11 protein-coding genes and 1 tRNA gene are annotated in these 18,663 nt (G+C 64.1%); 3 read left to right on the top strand and 9 right to left on the bottom strand.

Annotated features, from left to right (window positions below; genetic code table 11):
• The first annotated feature begins 64 nt into the window (after positions 1 to 64).
• Complete coding sequence (rlmN, locus tag ACZ51H_RS12535) at positions 65 to 1,324, top strand: dual-specificity RNA methyltransferase RlmN (RefSeq protein ID WP_449470859.1); 1,260 nt, start codon at positions 65 to 67, stop codon at positions 1,322 to 1,324.
• A gap of 9 nt (positions 1,325 to 1,333) precedes the next feature.
• Here the strand turns inward: rlmN and ACZ51H_RS12530 are convergent, their stop codons facing one another.
• The 5 genes from ACZ51H_RS12530 to recJ form a co-directional block, all read right to left on the bottom strand.
• Complete coding sequence (locus tag ACZ51H_RS12530; RefSeq protein WP_464771701.1) at positions 1,334 to 1,801, bottom strand: MgtC/SapB family protein; 468 nt, start codon at positions 1,799 to 1,801, stop codon at positions 1,334 to 1,336.
• A gap of 45 nt (positions 1,802 to 1,846) precedes the next feature.
• Positions 1,847 to 2,737 (bottom strand): NAD(P)H-hydrate dehydratase, encoded by an 891-nt coding sequence (locus tag ACZ51H_RS12525; RefSeq protein ID WP_464802012.1) that lies wholly within the window; start codon positions 2,735 to 2,737, stop codon positions 1,847 to 1,849.
• On the bottom strand, positions 2,734 to 3,501 hold the full coding sequence (locus ACZ51H_RS12520; protein ID WP_449470854.1) for a histidine phosphatase family protein: 768 nt from the start codon (positions 3,499 to 3,501) through the stop codon (positions 2,734 to 2,736). Before ACZ51H_RS12520 ends, ACZ51H_RS12525 begins: the two co-directional genes overlap by 4 nt.
• A 105-nt stretch (positions 3,502 to 3,606) precedes the next feature.
• Positions 3,607 to 3,681, bottom strand: a tRNA-Glu gene (locus tag ACZ51H_RS12515).
• A 100-nt stretch (positions 3,682 to 3,781) separates the two neighbouring features.
• Complete coding sequence (recJ, locus tag ACZ51H_RS12510; protein WP_464802011.1) at positions 3,782 to 5,548, bottom strand: single-stranded-DNA-specific exonuclease RecJ; 1,767 nt, start codon at positions 5,546 to 5,548, stop codon at positions 3,782 to 3,784.
• Between the two features lie 129 nt (positions 5,549 to 5,677).
• Here recJ and ACZ51H_RS12505 point away from each other — a divergent pair, with 129 nt between their 5' ends.
• Entirely contained in the window at positions 5,678 to 7,780 is a 2,103-nt protein-coding gene (locus tag ACZ51H_RS12505; RefSeq protein ID WP_464802010.1) for an autotransporter assembly complex protein TamA, read from the top strand.
• Positions 7,780 to 11,994 (top strand): translocation/assembly module TamB domain-containing protein, encoded by a 4,215-nt coding sequence (locus ACZ51H_RS12500; RefSeq protein ID WP_464802009.1) that lies wholly within the window; start codon positions 7,780 to 7,782, stop codon positions 11,992 to 11,994. The genes ACZ51H_RS12505 and ACZ51H_RS12500 overlap by 1 nt, the downstream gene beginning before the upstream one ends.
• Here ACZ51H_RS12500 and ACZ51H_RS12495 read toward each other — a convergent pair.
• The 4 genes from ACZ51H_RS12495 to ACZ51H_RS12480 form a co-directional block, all read right to left on the bottom strand.
• On the bottom strand, positions 11,988 to 12,449 hold the full coding sequence (locus ACZ51H_RS12495; protein ID WP_464802008.1) for a GFA family protein: 462 nt from the start codon (positions 12,447 to 12,449) through the stop codon (positions 11,988 to 11,990). The genes ACZ51H_RS12500 and ACZ51H_RS12495 overlap by 7 nt on opposite strands.
• 191 nt (positions 12,450 to 12,640) lie before the next feature.
• Positions 12,641 to 16,243 (bottom strand): error-prone DNA polymerase, encoded by a 3,603-nt coding sequence (locus tag ACZ51H_RS12490; protein WP_464802007.1) that lies wholly within the window; start codon positions 16,241 to 16,243, stop codon positions 12,641 to 12,643.
• Positions 16,240 to 17,835, bottom strand: a complete 1,596-nt coding sequence (locus ACZ51H_RS12485; protein WP_464802899.1) for a Y-family DNA polymerase — start codon at positions 17,833 to 17,835, stop codon at positions 16,240 to 16,242. Before ACZ51H_RS12485 ends, ACZ51H_RS12490 begins: the two co-directional genes overlap by 4 nt.
• Positions 17,732 to 18,547 carry an ImuA family protein gene (locus ACZ51H_RS12480; protein ID WP_464802006.1) on the bottom strand — a complete coding sequence of 272 codons (816 nt, stop codon included), beginning with the start codon at positions 18,545 to 18,547 and terminating at the stop codon, positions 17,732 to 17,734. Before ACZ51H_RS12480 ends, ACZ51H_RS12485 begins: the two co-directional genes overlap by 104 nt.
• Positions 18,548 to 18,663: the final 116 nt, after the last annotated feature.

Below are 18,663 nucleotides of genomic sequence, written 5' to 3'. Positions count from 1 at the left end.
CAACGTTCACGGCGCGAATTCCGCTCCCTTTATAAATCCGCAAAAATCCGTTATGGGCGCTGCCATGCATTCATCCGCCAGCCCCCTGATGCCGATTCCCGGCGCTATCGACCCTGTGCCCGTGCCCCGCGCCGTGACGCCCCGTGAAGATGGGCGCACCGACCTGATGGGCCTGTCGCGCCCGCAGATCAAAAGCGCGCTGGAGGAAGCAGGGCTGGATGCCAAGCAGGCAAAGCTGCGGTCGAAGCAACTGTTCCACTGGCTCTACCATCGCGGCGAAACCGATTTCGATGCGATGACCGACCTTGCCAAGCCGATGCGCGGCTGGATGGCGGAGCGCTTCATCGTAGGGCGCCCCGAGGTCGTCGAAGCGCAGGTGTCGAGCGACGGCACCCGCAAATGGCTGCTCCGGTCGGACGACGGGCAGGATTATGAGATGGTGTTCATCCCGGACGCCGATCGCGGAACGCTCTGCGTATCGAGCCAGGTGGGCTGCACGCTCAACTGCCGTTTCTGTCACACGGGCACGATGCGCCTCGTGCGCAACCTGACGCCAGGCGAGATCGTCGGACAGGTCATGCTGGCCCGCGATGCGCTGGGCGAATGGCCCAAGGGCAGCATGGCATCCGCCAATGATGACGAAGCGGACGATAGCTCGCAATATAGCCCCGACGGCCGCATGCTGACTAACATCGTGATGATGGGCATGGGCGAGCCGCTTTATAATTTCGATCATGTGCGCGATGCGCTGAAGGTCGTCATGGACGGCGACGGCCTCGCTCTGTCGAAGCGGCGGATCACGCTCTCCACCTCCGGCGTAGTGCCGATGATGGCGCGCGCGGGGGAAGAGATTGGCGTCAACCTCGCCGTGTCGCTCCATGGCGTGACCAAGGATGTGCGCGACGAACTGGTGCCGCTCAACAAGAAATTCGGGATCGAACAGCTGCTGCAAGCCTGCGCCGACTATCCGAACGCGAATAATGCGCGCCGCATCACGTTCGAATATGTGATGATCAAGGACAAGAATGACAGCGATGAAGATGCGCGCGAACTGGTTCGCCTGCTGCGTCACTATAAGCTGCCTGCCAAGGTCAACCTGATCCCCTTCAACCCATGGCCGGGCACCGACTATGAATGTTCGACGCCCGAGCGGATCAAGCGCTTTTCCGAGATCGTGTTCGAAGGCGGCATCTCCGCCCCGGTACGCACGCCGCGCGGACGGGACATCATGGCCGCCTGCGGGCAACTCAAGTCGGCGAGCGAGAAGAAGAGTCGGGCGGAACTGGACCGGCTGGCGGCGGAAAAGCAGGCGGCACTGGGGTAACCCCGCGTCTCAGCGCGGCGCGCCGGGCTCGCTGATCTTTTCTTCCGCGTTCCGTTCATTCTCCTCGGGCTTGAGCGGCGCCATGACCCAGAAAGTCAGTAGCGTGAAGCCGGTGAGAACCACCGCCACATCATAGGCGCCAAGCCCCGCCGCAACGCCAATCGCCCCCGTGATCCACAGGCTTGCGGCGGTCGCGGTGCCCTTGACAGCATGTCTCTGCTGCAGGATCGCACCACCGCCCAGAAATCCGATGCCCGCGATCACGCCTTCCAACACCCGGGCAAGCGCCGCCGGGTCCTGCGCCATCATTCCTTCCACCGTCTGGACAAAGCCACAGCTCGCGACGGCGACCAGCGGAAAGGTGCGCAGGCCAGCGCTGCGTTCCGCTCGCTCCCGGTTCCAGCCGATAGGCAGAGCCAGACAGTAGGCGATGACGATAGGGACCAGATGCGGCAGCACCGAAAAATTGTCGCTCATCCACCCGAAACGCACAAAGATGAATTCGGATGCGCAACGATGCAGTTAGCTGTTGCCGGGCGCTTCCAGCAGGCCGGGAATCAGCGGCAGCAATTCGCGCGCCAGAAATCCGACAGGCCCCATGGCGCGGGCGAGTTCGCGCCCTGCCTGGCCGTGCAACCAGCTGCCCCAGGCAGCCGCCCGCAAAGGGTCCGCGCCGCGCGCCGCCAAACCGCCGACGATCCCGGCCAGCACATCGCCCGAACCGCCGGTGGCCAGGCCGACGCAACCGCCCTCATGCAACAGGCAGGCGCCGTCCGGAGCCGCGACCACGCTGCGGTCGCCCTTCAGGATGACCACCGCCTGAAATTCCGCCGCCACTTGCAGCGCAATCTTCAGGGGATCGGCCGAAACGGCCTCGACGCTTTGCCCGGTCAGGATAGCCATCTCGCCATGATGAGGCGTCAGGATGATATGTCCCTCATGCCCGGCGACGGTGGATCGCAACTCGCGGGCAGAGGTGAGCGCCGCCGCATCGAGTACAATGGTGACTGGCGGATCGGTGGCGGCCAATATGGCAGCGACCAGTGCATCCGTCTGGGAACTTACGCTCATGCCCGGCCCCAATATCAGCGCGTCACAGCCGGCAAGTTGCGGCGCCAGACGCTCAGCCGCTCCAGCGGCGATTTCGCCATTTTCCTCCGCAGGCAGCGCCGTCATCGCGGCCTCGGGAACCAGCACGCCCAGCGACATGGCGGCAGAACGCACCGTCGCCATCTGCAACTTTCCAGCGCCCGCGCGCAGTGCGGCCTCGCCCGTCAGGCGCAGTGCACCCGGCACGAATTCCGCCCCACCAACCACCAGCACACGGCCCCGCCCATTCTTGTCGGAGTCATGGTCGGGGATCGGCAGGGGGTGCGCGCGCAACCATTCGCTATCGAGAGTCTCTGGCGTCATCCCCGTGCTCCGGCGATGGCATCGGGTTCGCGTGTGACAGGGGTTTCCTCTTCCTCCATCGGCGCGGTCACATTGTAACGGCGCAGCACCAGCCCGCCATTGCGCCCGTGGGAAGGGTCATAAACATAGTCGCTGATCGCGCAGTTCGCGACATCGCCAGCCCGGTCGATCGCCAGTATTTCCGCTTCATTCAACCCTTCGATGATATAGCGAAGGCACAACACCACGACCTGATGCGTGAAGATCATCACGCGCCGTCCGGCATAGTGCAATGATATGGTGTCCATCACCGATCGGAGCCGCAGGATGACGTCGCACCAGCTCTCTCCGCCCGGCGGCCGGTGATAGAATTTTCCGAGCATCTGGCGGAATTCATACTGGTCGGCCTCCAGATTGCGGATGCCCGTCGTCGTCAGCCCGTCCAAAATGCCGAATTCCTTTTCGCGCAGCCGTTCATCGAAGCAGATCGGTTCCTCGGCGGCGGCTCCGCCAACCTCGCGGAAAATCTGCGCGGTCTGAAACGCCCGCAGATAGGGGGACGACAACAGAACCTCCGGCCTTTGATCTTCCTCCTCGCTGCCGAACCAATGGCCTAGCGCCTGCGCCTGCTCACGGCCCAATCCACTTAACGGAACGTCCGCATCCCGCACGGACAAGGCTATGCGATCGGACTGTGCTTCAGTTGCGGCGTCGCGCGCCACATTTCCGGCGCTCTGGCCATGACGTACGATGATGAGCTGGCTCGGCCAATGAAGTGACGCCACGAGTCCTGCTGCCTTCCATGCCGGTTGCTAAGGCATGAAGAACGACCGCGTCGCCGCTTTGATCCCGGCGGAACGCGGCTTATGATGAAGGCTGCGCTTGGAAAATGGTGACCCCTACGGGAATCGAACCCGTGTTTCAGCCGTGAAAGGGCCGCGTCCTAACCGCTAGACGAAGGGGCCACATGCAGAACCGCTTGGGCGGCGCTGCGAAGCGAGGGCGGCTTTAGGGGGGGAGCTTGCGGCGGTCAACCCCTTTGGGGCAGGAAAACGACCACTTCTTTCAATCGACCCAGGCGGCATCTTCCAGATGCAGTTCAGCGGCGGGCCGGCTGCCCCAATCGTCTATCTTTGCACGGCCCGCGACCCACAGGCGGCGGTCGCGCGGTGCGCCGAGAATGGCTTGCCCCAACTCGCTCTCCGCCTGGCGGAAGGCGATGGTCTTGATGGAGCGGCCATCGTCCCCCGCCATGACGGCGCGCAGATGGCCATTGCCAACGACATCGGCCTTGATGACGCGCATCGGCCCTGCCGCGATGAGCGGAGAGGGCCAGCCAGCGCCATAGGGGCCGCCTGCCTCGATCGCGGCCACGAAGTCCGGATTGACGCCCGCCGGGGCAAGCACGGCGTCGATCAACAATGCGCGGTCATCGCGGGCGCGGGCGACGGCGGCGGCGAGCCTTTCGTCCAGGAAATCAGCCAGCGCATCCAGCTTGTCAGCCGCGACGGTCAGCCCTGCCGCCATGGCGTGGCCGCCACCTGCAACCAGCAAGCCGCTATCCTTGGCCGCCAGCACGGCCGCGCCAAGATCAACGCCGGAGATCGAACGGCCGGAGCCCTTGCCCGTACCCGCATCGTCAATCGCCACGACGATCGCCGGGCGGCCCGCCTTTTCCTTGATGCGTCCGGCGACGATACCGATCACGCCAGGATGCCAGCCAGCTCCAGCGATCAGCGCCACGGCCCGGTTGCCCTGCGCCGCCAGCAGTTCCTCCGCCTCGACCTGTACCGCCGCCTCGATCACGCGACGTTCCTCGTTGAACTGGTCCAACTCGGCAGCGATGCTCGCGGCCTCGATCGGGTCTTCCGTCGTCAGCAGGCGCACGCCCAGATCAGCCTTGCCTACCCGCCCGCCAGCATTGATGCGGGGGCCGAGCGCAAATCCCAGATCATGGCATAATGGCGCACGGCTAAGGCGGCTCGCGTCGATCAGCGCGGAGATGCCGATGTTGCGGCGCTTTGCCATGACCTTGAGGCCCTGTGCGACAAAGGCGCGATTAAGCCCCTTGAGCTGTGCCACGTCCGCCACGGTGCCGAGCGCCACGATGTCGAGCAATTCCATTAGGGCAGGCTCGGCCCGTTGTGCGAACCATCCCCGCTTGCGCAACACGCGGATAAGCGCGGCGCCCAAGAGAAATGCGACCCCCACCGCCGCCAGATGTCCATGAGCGGCCGCTTCCTCCACCTCATCCAGACGGTTGGGATTGACCAGCGCGAACGCCTCGGGAAGCGCGGCGGCGCATTTATGGTGATCGACCACCACGACATCGACGCCCACAGCCTTCGCCATGGCCAACGCCTCGAACGCCTGCGCGCCGCAATCGACGGTGACGATCAGCGTTGCCCCCTCCCCGGCCAGCCGCACCAGCGCTTCGCCAGACGGCCCATAGCCTTCCATCAGCCGATCCGGGATGTAGGGCCGGGCGGGCAGGCCAAGATCGCGCAGCAGGCGGATCAGCAAGGCCGCGCTGGTTGCGCCGTCCACGTCATAATCGCCGAAGATGCGGACATGCTCGCCTCCCTGCACCGCGTCCGCCAGCCGTTCGGCAGCGCTGTCCATGTCGCGGAACAGGCTGGGATCGGGCATGAAGTGTCGGATGGTCGGATTACGATGCGCTTCCACGGCTTCGCGCGGACAGCCACGGGCCAGCAGCAACTGTGTAACCAAGTCGTCGGGCAGATAGCCCGGCTCGCGCGCATCCGCGCCTGCGCCTCGCCAGCGCCACGGTTGTCCAAGGATAGAGCGGGATACATTCAGCGCTATGGTCATTTCTGATCCCTAAACCGGGCCGACGCCCGAGGGAAGCGGTTCACGGCCGACGGCGGAACCGAAACAACGCCTTGCGCGTATTCGTCTTCCCCGCGTGCACGGCGGACGGAAAGGGGCAGCTGAATTTACATGGGTTTCAGGCAGGCGAAACGCGCCCGGCGTGCCTTGGGCGTTCTGATGATCGCTGCGTCACCCCTGTCGCTGCAAGCCCAGACATCTGCTGGTACGGTTGCTGCCGGGCAGGAGCCGCCGATCCTGCCCGACGAGGAATTTGAAGCGCGGTTGCCCAAAGCTGGCGAAAGTGACCCCGCCAACCCTTCCGCTCCGCTGCCGTCGATAGACAGCTGGATCGATCAGCAAATGCCGCATGCCACCGCGCCTGCCGAACTGCCGCCCGTCACCGAACCCCCAGCGGAAGCGGAACTGGTACAACCCCTGCCCCCGCTCGACAGCGTAACCGTGCCGCCTCAGGTGGCAAGCGACAGCCCGCACGAAAAGACGCCCGAGATCCGCTATGCCGTTGAGATCGAAGGCTTTAGCAAGACCGGCCTTGAAGGTGAGTTCCGGGGCGAGTCAGCACTGGTCGATGGCAAAGGGCGCGCCGAAACCGCCGCCATGGTGCAGGCGCGCGCGCATGAGGATGAAGCGCTCGCCGTGCGGCTGCTCTATTCGCAGGGCTATTACGACGCGACCGCCCTCGCCTCGCTCGACCAGACGGGCGATGGCACGCTGAAGGCAGTGTTGTCCGTCACTCCGGGCAAGCGGTACAAGATCGGCGACATCGTCATCAACGCTGGACCAACGGTGCCGCCGGGCCTCGTTCGCGATAACCTGCCGCTCAAGACCGGCGATTATATCATCGCCGCCAATGTCGAAAGCGCGGAGGCCAATGTCGGGGTGAAGCTGCCCGAAAATGGCTATCCCTTCGCCAAGGTCGGCGAACGGGACATATTGCTCGATCCGGCGACGATCACCGGCGACTACACCCTGCCGGTCGAGGTCGGCCCACGCGGGTCGTTCCGTGGGATCACAACCTCGGGCCGCAAGCAAGCCTTTGGCGCTGACCATATGAAGGTCATCAGCCGCTTCAAGCCCGGCGAACTATATGACAGCCGCAAGGTGGATGACCTGCGCCGCGCCCTCGTCGCGACCGGCCTCTTCTCCAGTGTCGCGGTCGACCCGGTGCGCACGAACGAGCCCGGCCCCGATGGCACCGAATATGTCGACCTGCATGTCGATCAGGAGGCGGGTCCGCCCCGCACGCTGGCGGGCGAGCTTGGCTATGGCACGGGGCAAGGCTTCCGCGCCGAGGGCACATGGACACACCGCAACCTCTTCCCGCCAGAAGGCGCACTGATCGCCAAGGTGATCGCGGGCACACAGGAACAGGGCGTCTCCGGCACCTTCCGCCGCTCCAACGCAGGCAAGCGGGACAAGACCTTCCAGGCAGGCGCCCTGCTTAACCATCAAAATTATGATGCCTATGAAGCCTTCACGGCGGGCCTCAACATCAGCTGGTCGCGCCAATCGACGCCGATCTTCCAAAAGCGCTGGACCTACACCTATGGCGCGGAAATCCTGCTGTCGAACGAGCAGACGACGATCGACCCCGCAACGGCGGAAAAGCGGCGGCTGACCTATTTCATCGGCTCGTTGCCGGTGCAGCTTGGCTATGACCGGTCGAACGACCTGCTCAATCCGACCAGGGGTTTCCGTGCCAATCTGCGCTTGTCGCCGGAAGCATCACTACAGGGCAATCTGTCACCCTATGTCCGCGGCACCTTTGACCTCAGCGGTTATTATCCCGTTTCCGATGCGCTGGTGATAGCGGCGCGGACCCGGCTTGGCACGATCAGCGGCGCTGCTCGCGACCAGATCGCGCCCTCACGCCGGGTTTATGCAGGCGGCGGCGGATCGGTGCGCGGCTTTGGCTATCAGGAACTGGGGCCAAAGGACGTCAATGACGACCCGATCGGCGGCCGCTCCGTCAATGAATTCGCTGTCGAAGGCCGCTATCGTTTCGGCGACTATGGCGTGGTCGCCTTCGTCGATGCGGGTCAGGTCTATGAAAGCGCCATCCCGAAATTCTCCGACATCCGCTATGGCGTAGGCTTGGGCGGCCGCTTCTATACCGACTTCGGCCCCTTCCGGGCGGACATAGCCATGCCGATCAACCGGCAGCCCGGCGAGTCCAAATTCACCCTCTATATCGGCATTGGGCAGGCTTTCTGATGGCCGAAGACACGCCTCCACCCGCTCCCAAAAGCCAGACGATCATTGTCCGCGAAGGACGGCCGCTATGGCAAAAGATCGTGCTGGGTGTCACCGCCCTGATCCTTGGCCTCGTCGTGCTAGGCGCTGGATTGCTGCTTTTCCTGAACACCCAGCCGGGCAAGAAATTCCTGATCCGCCAGATCGCGGCGCTGAAGCTGGAATCCGGCATGGCGATCGAGGTCGGCCGTATCGAGGGATCGGTCTACAGCGACATGGTCATCCACGATCTTGTCCTGCGTGATCCCAAAGGGCCTTTCGCCGTATCCCCGCGTGTCCATGTCGTGTGGAGCCCCTTCCGCTACCTCAACAATCATATTTCCGTGCGGCTGCTGGAAAGCCCGCTGGTCGTGCTGGCCCGCAGCCCCCAATTCAACGTCACGAAAAGCGACCCCAACGCGCCGATCCTCCCCGACCTCAACATCGACGTCGATCGGCTGAAGATCGCCAAGTTCGTGCTGGCAAAGCCGGTTATCGGCCAGAAGCGCGAGATCGCCATCGATGGCGTCACCCACATCGCCGATGGCCGCGCGCAGCTTAGCGCCAATGCCGTCGTGGACAGCGGCGACCGGCTCCAGGCCTCGATTGACGCCGTACCCGCACAGAACCGCCTCGCCATGAAGGGCACGCTGACCGCTCCAAAGGGTGGCGTCATCGCAAAGATGAGCGGGCTCACGGATGGCCTGACCGCAACGCTCGATGGTCGCGGCACATGGCAGGCGTGGAACGGCCGCATCGTTGCGACCTCGCCCAAGGGGCAGCTTGCGAACATCGCGCTCGCCGCGCGAGACGGCAACTTCACCGCCAAAGGTCCGGTGCGCCCCGGCCTCGTCTTTGCCGGAACCGTGGACCGGCTGACTGCTCCGGCCCTCGATTTCGATCTCTTCGCCGGGCTTAACGAGCGGCGCGTGAACCTGAAGGGCACGCTGCGCTCTAGGGCACTCGCCGCCACCGCGCAAGGCCTCATCGACCTCGGCAAGAGCCAGTTCAGCGGCCTCAGGATCGACGCCGCGCTACTGACCCCCGGCGCGATCATGGAAAAGGTGCGGGGCAAGGATGTACGCGCCTCGATCATCCTTGACGGCCCGATGGCGACGCCGTTCATCGATTATGATCTGAGCGCCGCAATGCTCGCCTTCGACAAGACCGGCATTGAAGGGCTGAAAGCCAGTGGCCGGGCGGTGATTGACGCCGATCGCATCCGCATCCCCGTCAACGCGACCGCGCGGCGGGTCACCGGCCTTAACGCCGCAGCGGGCGGGCTCCTTCAGAACCTGCGGGTCAAGGGCGACTTCGCCTATGCTTCTGGCAAGCTGATCAGCGACAACCTCAAGATCGACAGCGACCGGGTGGACGCCACCGCCATCGTGCTCGCCGACCTGGACAACGCCATCTACCGGGGGGCGCTCAAGGGGCGAGTAAACGACTACAAGATCGACGGCGTAGGCATCGTCAACCTCAACACCGATGTGAAGCTAGTGCCCGGACCGAAGGGCGGCTGGGGCCTTGCGGGCAAGTTCGGCGTCCGCACGGCGCGCTGGGAAAGCGCCTCCGTGCGCGATTTCCTGGGCGGCAATGCCGTCGCATCGGGCCGCATCGGCATGACGCCGGAAGGCAAATTCACCCTTGCGGACCTGAAGGGCGCGGCACCCAATTTCCGCATCCATTCCGGATCGGGCAGCTACGACACCAATGGCGCCATCACCTTCGACGCCTCCGCCACGTCGAACCAATATGGCCCGCTGGCGCTCAGCGTGCGCGGAACAATGGAGAGGCCTCAAGCGGTCCTGCGCGCCGCCCGGCCCAATGTCGGCGTGCAGCTCTCCAATGTCGTCGCAAAACTGAATGGCGAGGCTGGCGGCTACCGGCTGGAGGCAACCGGCGGCTCCGCCTATGGCCCCTTCTTCGCCAATATGCTGATCCGCACGGCGCGCGGCCCGCTCACCATAGATATCACACGGGCACGTTTCGCGGGCGTGGACATGAACGGCCGTCTCCAGCAGACCGCTGCCGGACCTTTCGCCGGACAGCTCGCCATGAACGGGTCCGGCATCACCGGCGCCGCGCGGCTTGCCGCAGTAGGCAAGGCGCAAGGCATCACAGTGAACGCCAGGGCGAGCAACGCCCGCCTGCCCGGTGAGGCTGATGTAGTGATCGGCCGAGCGATCGCGACGGCGGACATCTTACTTACCGACCAGCCCCGCATTGCCGCCGATATCCAGATGGCGAACGCCGCCTATGGCGACTATGTCGTGCGAAAAAGCCGCGCCCGGATCAATTATCAAGGCGGACGTGGACGCGCGCAACTGGTGGCCGACGGATCGACGGGCGTGCCCTTCTCAATCGCGGTCAATGCGGCGCTCCGCCCCAACCTCTACGCCGTCGCGCTGGAAGGCAAGGCAAGCAACATCCCCTTCCGCTTCGCCCAGCCCGCAATCATCCGCATCGAACCGCAGGGCTATCGGCTCGAGCCAGCAACGCTCGTTCTGCCTCAAGGACGGGTCGATCTCGCCGGACGCTTCGGCAACCAGACCATTCTTCAGGCGCGCTTCAAGGATTTCGATCTCGCCATTATGAACATCGCCAGCCCCGGCCTCGGCATCAGTGGCAAGGCGACCGGCGCGATCGACTTCAACCAGAGCGGCAACGCCTTCCCCAACGCCACGACGCGCTTAGCGATCAGTGATTTCCGCCGCTCCAGCCTGTCCGCCGTCTCCGATCCGGTCTCCATGGCGATCGAAGGCCGCCTCTCGAACCGCGGCGGCGACCTGCGCGGACTCATCCGGCGCGGCAACGCGCCATTAGGGCGCTTCATCGCCACCCTCGCGCCTCCCGGCTCTGGATCAAGCTGGACAGAGCAGCTCCAATCCGCCCCCCTCGGCGGCGGCATACGCTATGCCGGGCCTGCCGACGTGCTCTTCTCCTTCGCGGGGCTCGCTGACCAGCAACTGACCGGCCCCATCGCCGTCGCAGCAGATTTCAGCGGCCGCCTCACCGCGCCGCGCCTTAACGGCCTCGTCCGCGCCAACGCGCTGACCTACGAGAATGAAACATTCGGCACGCGCCTGACACAAATGCGTCTCGATGGCCGCTTCACCAACGACCGGCTGGAGATACGCGACTTTTCCGGCCGCGCTGGCGACGGCACCGTGCAGGCGAGCGGCTCGGTCGGTCTCGCGGCCGAAAGCGGCTACCCCATGAACATCGCCGTCAAGCTGGACCGCGCCCGCATCGCGCGCAGCGAAGCGATCACCAGCGTCGTCACCGGCACGATCAACGTAACGAACAGCGTGGCAGACGGCGGACTGATCAAGGGCAACCTATCGCTTCCCGAAACCCGCTACCGAATCGCCTGGCAGGGCGGCGCCGACATCCGCCAGCTTCAGGGCGTTCGGCGTAAGGGCGAGGGCACCGACCTGCTCGACCAGCGCGTCGCGTCCCGGCAGGCGGCTGCCAAGCCCGCCGACTGGAAGCTCGACATCCGCGTCCGCGCGGACAATGAAATCTACCTGACCGGCATGGGTCTCGATTCCGAATGGAAGACCAACATGCGGGTGACCGGCACCACCAAGGCCCCAAGCGTAGTCGGCAAGATCGAGGTGATACGCGGCCGCTACAGCTTCTCAGGCCATCAGTTCGACCTTGAACAGGGGATCATCACCTTCAACGGGCCGATGATGAACCCGGTGCTGGCGATCCGCGCCGAAACCCGGATAAACACGGTGGCGGCAGGCATCGCCGTCGGCGGCACGGCGCAGAAGCCGGACATCAGCTTCATTTCGACACCCACCCTGCCTCAGGACGAGATATTGGCACGCATCCTGTTCGGCGACAATGTCGCGAACCTGTCCGCGACGCAGGCGATCCAGCTCGCCGCCGCGCTCAACGGCCTGCGCGGCGGTGGCGGCGGCCTCAACCCCATGGGCAAGTTGCAGAACGCCTCAGGGGTCGACCGCATCGGCATCGTCGGCGGCGACAAAGAAACGGGGCGCGGCGCATCGCTGGCTGTGGGTCAGCACATTTCCAACAATATCTATGTGGAGGTGATCACCGATCCCAAGGGCTTCACCGCCACTCAGCTGGAAATCTCCCTGTCAAAGACGCTCAGCCTGCTGTCGAAGACCGGCACCAACGCCGGATCATCAGCGAACCTGCGCTATTCGAAGGATTATTGAAGCCACTCGGCGCGGTAGCGGGCGATCAGCCCTTCATATTCGCCCATTCCGGGGAAGCGTTCAAAGCTGACCACCGCCCCGGTCTGCGCCCAAGGCAACTTCTCCGCCGTCTGCGTCTCCATCCACGGCGCGAACCAGCTGGCATCGTCCAGCATGGTTGCCCGCACATTGACGAAGCCCATGTCGGCGGCGGGCTTGGTAAAGACCCAGCTCTTGCACCAGTCGCAATGATGATGGTGCACGTCTTCGCCATGCAGCCCACCGATCACCGTGTCGCCCGCGATCAGTTCAAAGCCGTCCGAAGGCATGATGATCGTGGTGGAAAAGGCGCTGCCGGTCATCTTCTGGCACCCGGTACAATGACAAGCCGCCTCACCCCAAGGCGCTTCGCTCAACCGGAAACGCACACGCCCGCACCGACAACCGCCTTCGATGGGGAGATCGGGAATGGACATGGGATTCTCCTTGGCTTCGGGATGAAAGTTTATCCTCCCCATCGACAGATGGGGAGGGGGACCAGCCGCAGGCTGGTGGAGGGGAGCGCCCGTAGGCGCCGCAGGTCATGCCAGTTGCCCTCCACCACCGCTACGCGGCGGCCCCCCTCCCCACGCTCCGCGCAGGGAGGATTTTGCTCTTATCCTCACCCTCAATGAAAGTCCCGAGACCTCGGCAATATCCGCACATTGCGCGGATGACTGGCCGTCCGGGGATGCTGAGTATGCACAAACTCATCCGCCCGCGACAAGGCGATCTGTGGCCTATGCGTATCCGACAGGCGCGATAGCTCCGCCGTGCGATCATGCACCCGGCTCGCCATCAGATGCACGACGCCCTCCTTGCTCCGCTGCACTTCGCCCTCGACCAGCATCAGCCGCGAGGCCATCACCGGCCGCCGCTGCCTTTCGAACAGCCTTGCCCAGAGCAGGATGTTGGCGATCCCTGTCTCATCCTCGATCGTGATGAAGACGGCATTGCCCTTCCCCGGCCGCTGCCGCACCAGCACCACACCCGCTGTCCGCACCTTCGTCCCGTTCTTCGCGGCCGTCGTCTGCGCGCAACTCAGCACCCCTTCAGCAGCAAAGACCGGCCGCAGGAACTGCATCGGATGCCCTTTGAGCGACAGGCGCGTCATCTGATAATCGGCCGCGACCTGTTCAGCGAGCGGCATGGCGGGCAACATCGCATCCGGTTCCTGCCCCAGTTCTCCCACCGCCTTCTGGTCCCGCTTTCGCGCAGCAGCGAACAGCGGCAGTTCATTGGACGGCGTGCGCCGCGCTTCCCACAGCGCCGCCCGCCGATCCTGTCCCAGCGACCGGCAAGCGTCCGCATCCGCCAGTAAGCGAAGCGCCCGCGCAGGCAACCCAGCCCGCCGCGCCAAATCCTCCAGGCTGGTGAACAGGCCCTGCTCCCGCGCCTCGACCATCTGCGCAGCCCAAGCCTCGCGAAAACCATCGATCTGGCGAAAGCCCAGCCGCAGCGCCAGCGCGCGCCCCTCTCCCTCTCCCTGCCGCGCATTGCGCGACCGCAGCAGCGGTTCGAGCGCATTGTCCCACCCGCTCATATTCACATCCACATCATGCACGGCAACGCCATGCTCCCGCGCATCCCGCACGATCTGCGCGGGCGCATAGAACCCCATCGGCTGAGAATTCAGCAGCGCACAGGCAAAGACGGCAGGCTGGTGGCACTTGATCCAGGCCGACACATAGACCAGCCGCGCAAAGGACAGAGCATGGCTTTCAGGAAAGCCATAACTGCCGAACCCCTCGATCTGGCTATAGCAACGCTCGGCGAAATCGCGTTCATACCCCCGCCGCACCATGCCGCCGATCATCTTCTCCTTGAACTTGTCCATGCCCCCCACATGGCGGAACGTCGCCATCGACCGCCGCAGCTGGTTAGCCTCCGATGGCGTAAATTCAGCAGCGACGATGGCGAGCTTCATCGCCTGTTCCTGGAACAGGGGGACGCCGTAGGTATCCTTCAGTAACTCCCGCAACTCATTGGGATTATGTGGATAACCGGGGGAAGGAAATTCGGCCTTTTCGATGCCCGCCCGCCGTCGCAGATAAGGATGTACCATGTCGCCTTCGATCGGCCCAGGCCGAACGATCGCGACCTGCACCGTCAGGTCGTACAGGTTCTCCGGCTTCAAGCGAGGCAGCATGTTGATCTGCGCCCGGCTTTCCACCTGAAACACACCGATGCTGTCTCCCTTCTGCAGCATGGCGTAAACAGCAGGGTCTTCGGAATCGAGATCGACGGTCAGGTCATGATTGCCCAGCCCATGACGCCGCATCAATTCATAAGCCCTGCGAATGCAGCTCAACATGCCGAGCGCGAGCACATCGACCTTCATCAGGCCCAGCGCATCGATATCGTCCTTATCCCATTCGATGAAGCTACGATCAGACATCGCGGCATTGTGAATGGGCACCGTTTCATCCAGCCGGTTCTGGGTCAGCACAAAACCGCCGACATGCTGAGACAGATGACGGGCAAAAGGCGCTCGGATCAGTTGCTGAACCAGCAATCGCAATCGCACGATTTCCGCATTATCGAGGGAAAAGCCCGCATCGCGAAAACGCCCATCGCCCAGATCGCTTGAGTAGCTGCCCCAGACCGTACTGGACAGGCGCGCCGCGATATCTTCGCTAAGACCCAGCACCTTCGTCACTTCACGCAGGGCGCTGCGGGACCGGTAATGGATGACGGTCGCGGCGATCCCCGCCCGTTCGCGCCCATAGCGGCGGTAGATATATTGCATCACCTCCTCGCGCCGCTCATGTTCGAAATCGACGTCGATGTCGGGCGGTTCGTTGCGTTCTTCCGACACGAAACGGGAAAAGAGCAGGTCATGCTTCATCGGATCGACGGAAGTGACGCCCAGCAGGAAGCAGACGATGGAATTGGCGGCAGACCCCCGCCCTTGGCAGAGGATAGGCGGTTTTTGCGCGCGGGCGAAGCGCACAAGATCGTGAACGGTCAGGAAATAATAGGCATAATTTTGGCTGCGGATGAGGCGCAACTCCTGTCCGATCAGCGCTCTTGCCTTAGGAGGCAATCTGCGCCCGTAACGGCGTTTTGCCCGGCGGCGCACCAGGTCCTCCAGCCAACCATCCGGCGACCAGCCGGGCGGCACGGGCTCATGGGGATATTCATATTTTAGATCGGTGAGAACGAAGTCGATCTGATCGACGAACCGGATCGTTTCAGCCAGCGCTTGCGGACAGTCGGCATAAAGCCGGGCCATTTCCTGCGGAGATTTGAGATGCCGCTCGGCATGCGCTTCCAGCCGTCGTCCCGCCTGCTTGAGCGTCACGCCATCACGAATGCAGCTCAGCACATCCTGCAATGGACGCGCCGATGCTTCGGCATATAGTACATCATTGGTCGCGATGACCGGCACGCCGACCTCTCGGGCAGTCTGTTGAATGGCAGCGGAATGCCGACGGTCACGCCCATTATAACGCCGGGTCAAGCCCAGCCATACACGCCCCGGCGCTTTGTTCTGCAACCCGCGCAATGCATCCTGCCATGTGGGCGGAGATGCGGGCGGCACCAGTTTCAGGTGGGAAATGGACACTTCCTCGTCACCGGACGGATAGGCCGGGGGAGCCTTGTGCGCCTCTTGGGGACGGGCCGTGGATAGCGGCAGGACGATCAATAGAAGATCGTCAAGATGATCCATCAAATCACTGAAGGTAAGAATGCAATCTCCCTTCACCGCCTCCATATTGCCCTTGGTCAACAGACGGGTGAGCCGTCCCCAGCCAAAGCGGTTTTTGGGATAGGCCAGAATGTCCGGCGTGCCATCGACAAAGACCAGACGAGCGCCCACCACCAGACGCAAATCGGTGTGACAGGCCGCCTCTTCCTCGGCAGTCAGTTCGACTGATTCACCCCTCTTCTTCTTCTCCTTGATCATCTCGGCGCGCGCTTTGTCTGGCGCGTCACGCAAAGCGACATAAGCGCGCACCACGCCAGCCACGCTGTTCCTGTCAGCAATGCCGATGGCGCGAAGCCCCAGTTCTACGGCTTGACCAACAAGGTCGGAAGGATGGGAAGCACCATGCAGAAAGCTGTAATTGGACATGACGCCCAACTCGGCGAAGGCTGGGCCTTCTCTTGACACTGGCGGCCTTACAGGCTGCTCCTGCCGCTTCTTCTCCCTTGCCTCAACCGCATCCAACTCCCGCCGGTCGGGGGACTTGGGCTTGGACGGATCAGGCCCCTTGCCGCGTTTCATGCGAACAGGCCGTGGATATACCAGCCCGGATGCCGCGCCTCCGTGCCGTAAAGGCCGTGGCGGAAGATCCAGTAGCGGCGGCCGCGCGCATCCTCGATCCGGTAATAATCGCGCGTCATGCCTGTGCTTTCGCCCGCCAGTGCACCGTCCTTCGCCTTCCACCATTCGGGCGCGATCCGTTCCGGCCCTTCATAGCGGGTCACTTCATGCGCGCTGCGCCGCCAGCGGAAATGATGGGGCGGGCCGTCTGGCACCTCCGCCACCACCTCGATCGGCTGGGGTGGGTCGAACAGATGAATGGGGCGCATCGGCGGATCGCCGGGCTCTCCCTGACGCGGCCAGCTGGACGGGGTGCGGCTTTCGATCGCAGGCAGCGCAAGCTGCGCCTGCTCGGGAATATGGCTGTCGCGCGGTTCCAACCGCTGGATGCGGTTGCGGCCAACGCGGACGGACAGCCGATCGACCAGCGCCGCGACAGCTTCCTCGCGCTTTGCCTCGCCCCCTTCCAGCGCCAACTGGGTCGCGGCCATCGGCTCGGTCTGCGGCACGGTGAGACGCAGCATGTCGAAGCCAAATCCAGGGTCCAGCGGATCGGACAAGCTGTCGATCCGTTCCTGCACCAGCCGCATGATCGCGGGTGCATCCCTTACCGGCAGGCCGGTTTCCACCCGCAGCGGAAAGGCGAGGCCATCGGTGCGAAAAAACAGCAATTCGAACCGCCGCCCGCCCTCGCCCCGCTCGGTCAGCCGCTCGCCCGCTTCGGCCGCCATCTCCTCAACCCGCTGCAAGGCATAGGCGGTGCTGCCCACAGGCTCGGCGAAACGACGCTCAATCCGCAGGACAGGACGCGGGCGGCGGGGGCTAAGCGGCCGATGCCCCAGACCCAGCAGGCGATGGAGCGCCTCCACAGCCTCCTCGCCAAAACGCGCGGCCAGCGCTGCGGCGGGCCGGGCAGCAAGATCGCCGATGGTGCGCAGCCCCGCGCGCCGCAACGCCACCCCGCTCTCCTGATCCAGCTCCAGCGCCTCGACCGGCAAGCGGCGCAGCGCGGCCTCCTCATCAGGCGCTGGCCCTGCGGAAAAACGGCACAGCGCATGCGCGCCCTCCGGCGTGCCCGCTACTGCATGACGCACCTCCATGCCGTGCCGCTCGAACCGGTCCACCGCCTCGCGCGCCAGTGTTTCCTCCCCGCCCCACAGATGCGCGCAGCCAGTAATGTCCAGCATCAGCCCATGCGGCGGATCGATCGCGACCGCAGGCGTATAGCGAGCGCACCCATCGCACAGCCGTTCCAGCCAATCCTGATCGGCATGATGATCGGCCTCGAAGCTGACAAGGTCAGGCTCTTGCGCCCGCGCATCGGCCAGGGTCATGCCCGCATTCAGGCCCAACGCCAGCGCATCGGCATCCGGTGTCACAAGACGCATGGCCCCGCGCACGGCCTCCACGATGGCGACCGGCCCGGCGCCGGCCTGCGCTTGCCACAGATCAGGCCGCGCGATGCGCAGCCGATCCACCGGCAGGAAGGGGAACCACAGCGCCAGATAACGCCGCCTCGTCAGCGCGTCCTCCGCTTGCCCATCCATGCTCATGGCGTTCATCGCACTCTTCTCCAAAATCTCCCCGCTCGGCATTCCACACCATTCGCCACGTCATGCCGTCTGCCCCCGAACGGCGGCGCAACAGGTGGAGCGAAAAGGCGCTCATGCCCGGCGCATTGCCCGGCAACGGCACGGATGGGGCAGCCTCCACCCGCCACCGCGTCTCCGCCGCGCTCGGAACCGGATCGCCACCAATCCGCAGCACGAAGGCGGTAACCCCCGACGTCTCCGCCGCCAGCGCCAGACGGCGGCTCGCGGTCAAGTCCAGCAGCGGCGCGCGCCCGCGCAGTTCGATGACCAGCGCCCCCAGCGCCGGACACCGCAACGCATCGACCGCCGCGCGCAGCAGCAGCGCCTCATCCTTCATGACGCCGATCAGCAAATGGGCTGGATCTATTCCAAGCGCGGAGAGCCCCGGGCCATAAGGTTGTCCCGCCGTTCCATCTGGAAGGCGCAACCAGAACAGAGGAGCCTCACGCGCTGCAAGATGGGCAAGGATCAGGGAAAGACCGGCAGTGGCGCCTTCATCTTCAGCATTTCCGAACAATTCATGCACCCGACCCCTGGCAAGGCCACCCTGCAATGCCTGATCAAAAGCCGCATGTCCCGTTGTGATACGCGCATCTGCTTTGACGGCCGGAATCCCTTCCAGTGATGCAATGTGCCGCCTGAGGGCTGCAAGCCTGTTCACCGAATCCACCATAGAATGTTCTCTATATGTTCTTTTCGGCGATAGCGCATCCCCTGTCAATCAACTTGGCTGCCATTAGAAAAAAGGGAGGATGGTTTCAGCTTCTTACACACATTGGCCATCATCCG

The sequence above is a fragment of the Sphingobium sp. TomMM15 genome (genome assembly GCF_055397045.1).
Note: the sequence above shows the minus strand (reverse complement) of the source record. Positions and strands in the feature narration are given on the sequence as shown.

Excerpts from the sequence above, each read along its gene's own strand:
- rlmN (WP_449470859.1), top strand. The coding sequence starts at position 65 with ATGCATTCATCCGCCAGCCCCCTGATGCCGATTCCCGGCGCTATCGAC.
- ACZ51H_RS12480 (WP_464802006.1), bottom strand. The coding sequence starts at position 18,547 with ATGGTGGATTCGGTGAACAGGCTTGCAGCCCTCAGGCGGCACATTGCA.
- ACZ51H_RS12530 (WP_464771701.1), bottom strand. The coding sequence starts at position 1,801 with ATGAGCGACAATTTTTCGGTGCTGCCGCATCTGGTCCCTATCGTCATC.
- ACZ51H_RS12490 (WP_464802007.1), bottom strand. The coding sequence starts at position 16,243 with ATGAAACGCGGCAAGGGGCCTGATCCGTCCAAGCCCAAGTCCCCCGAC.
- recJ (WP_464802011.1), bottom strand. The coding sequence starts at position 5,548 with ATGACCATAGCGCTGAATGTATCCCGCTCTATCCTTGGACAACCGTGG.
- ACZ51H_RS12485 (WP_464802899.1), bottom strand. The coding sequence starts at position 17,835 with ATGAGCATGGATGGGCAAGCGGAGGACGCGCTGACGAGGCGGCGTTAT.
- ACZ51H_RS12500 (WP_464802009.1), top strand. The coding sequence starts at position 7,780 with ATGGCCGAAGACACGCCTCCACCCGCTCCCAAAAGCCAGACGATCATT.
- ACZ51H_RS12495 (WP_464802008.1), bottom strand. The coding sequence starts at position 12,449 with ATGTCCATTCCCGATCTCCCCATCGAAGGCGGTTGTCGGTGCGGGCGT.
- ACZ51H_RS12505 (WP_464802010.1), top strand. The coding sequence starts at position 5,678 with ATGGGTTTCAGGCAGGCGAAACGCGCCCGGCGTGCCTTGGGCGTTCTG.
- ACZ51H_RS12525 (WP_464802012.1), bottom strand. The coding sequence starts at position 2,737 with ATGACGCCAGAGACTCTCGATAGCGAATGGTTGCGCGCGCACCCCCTG.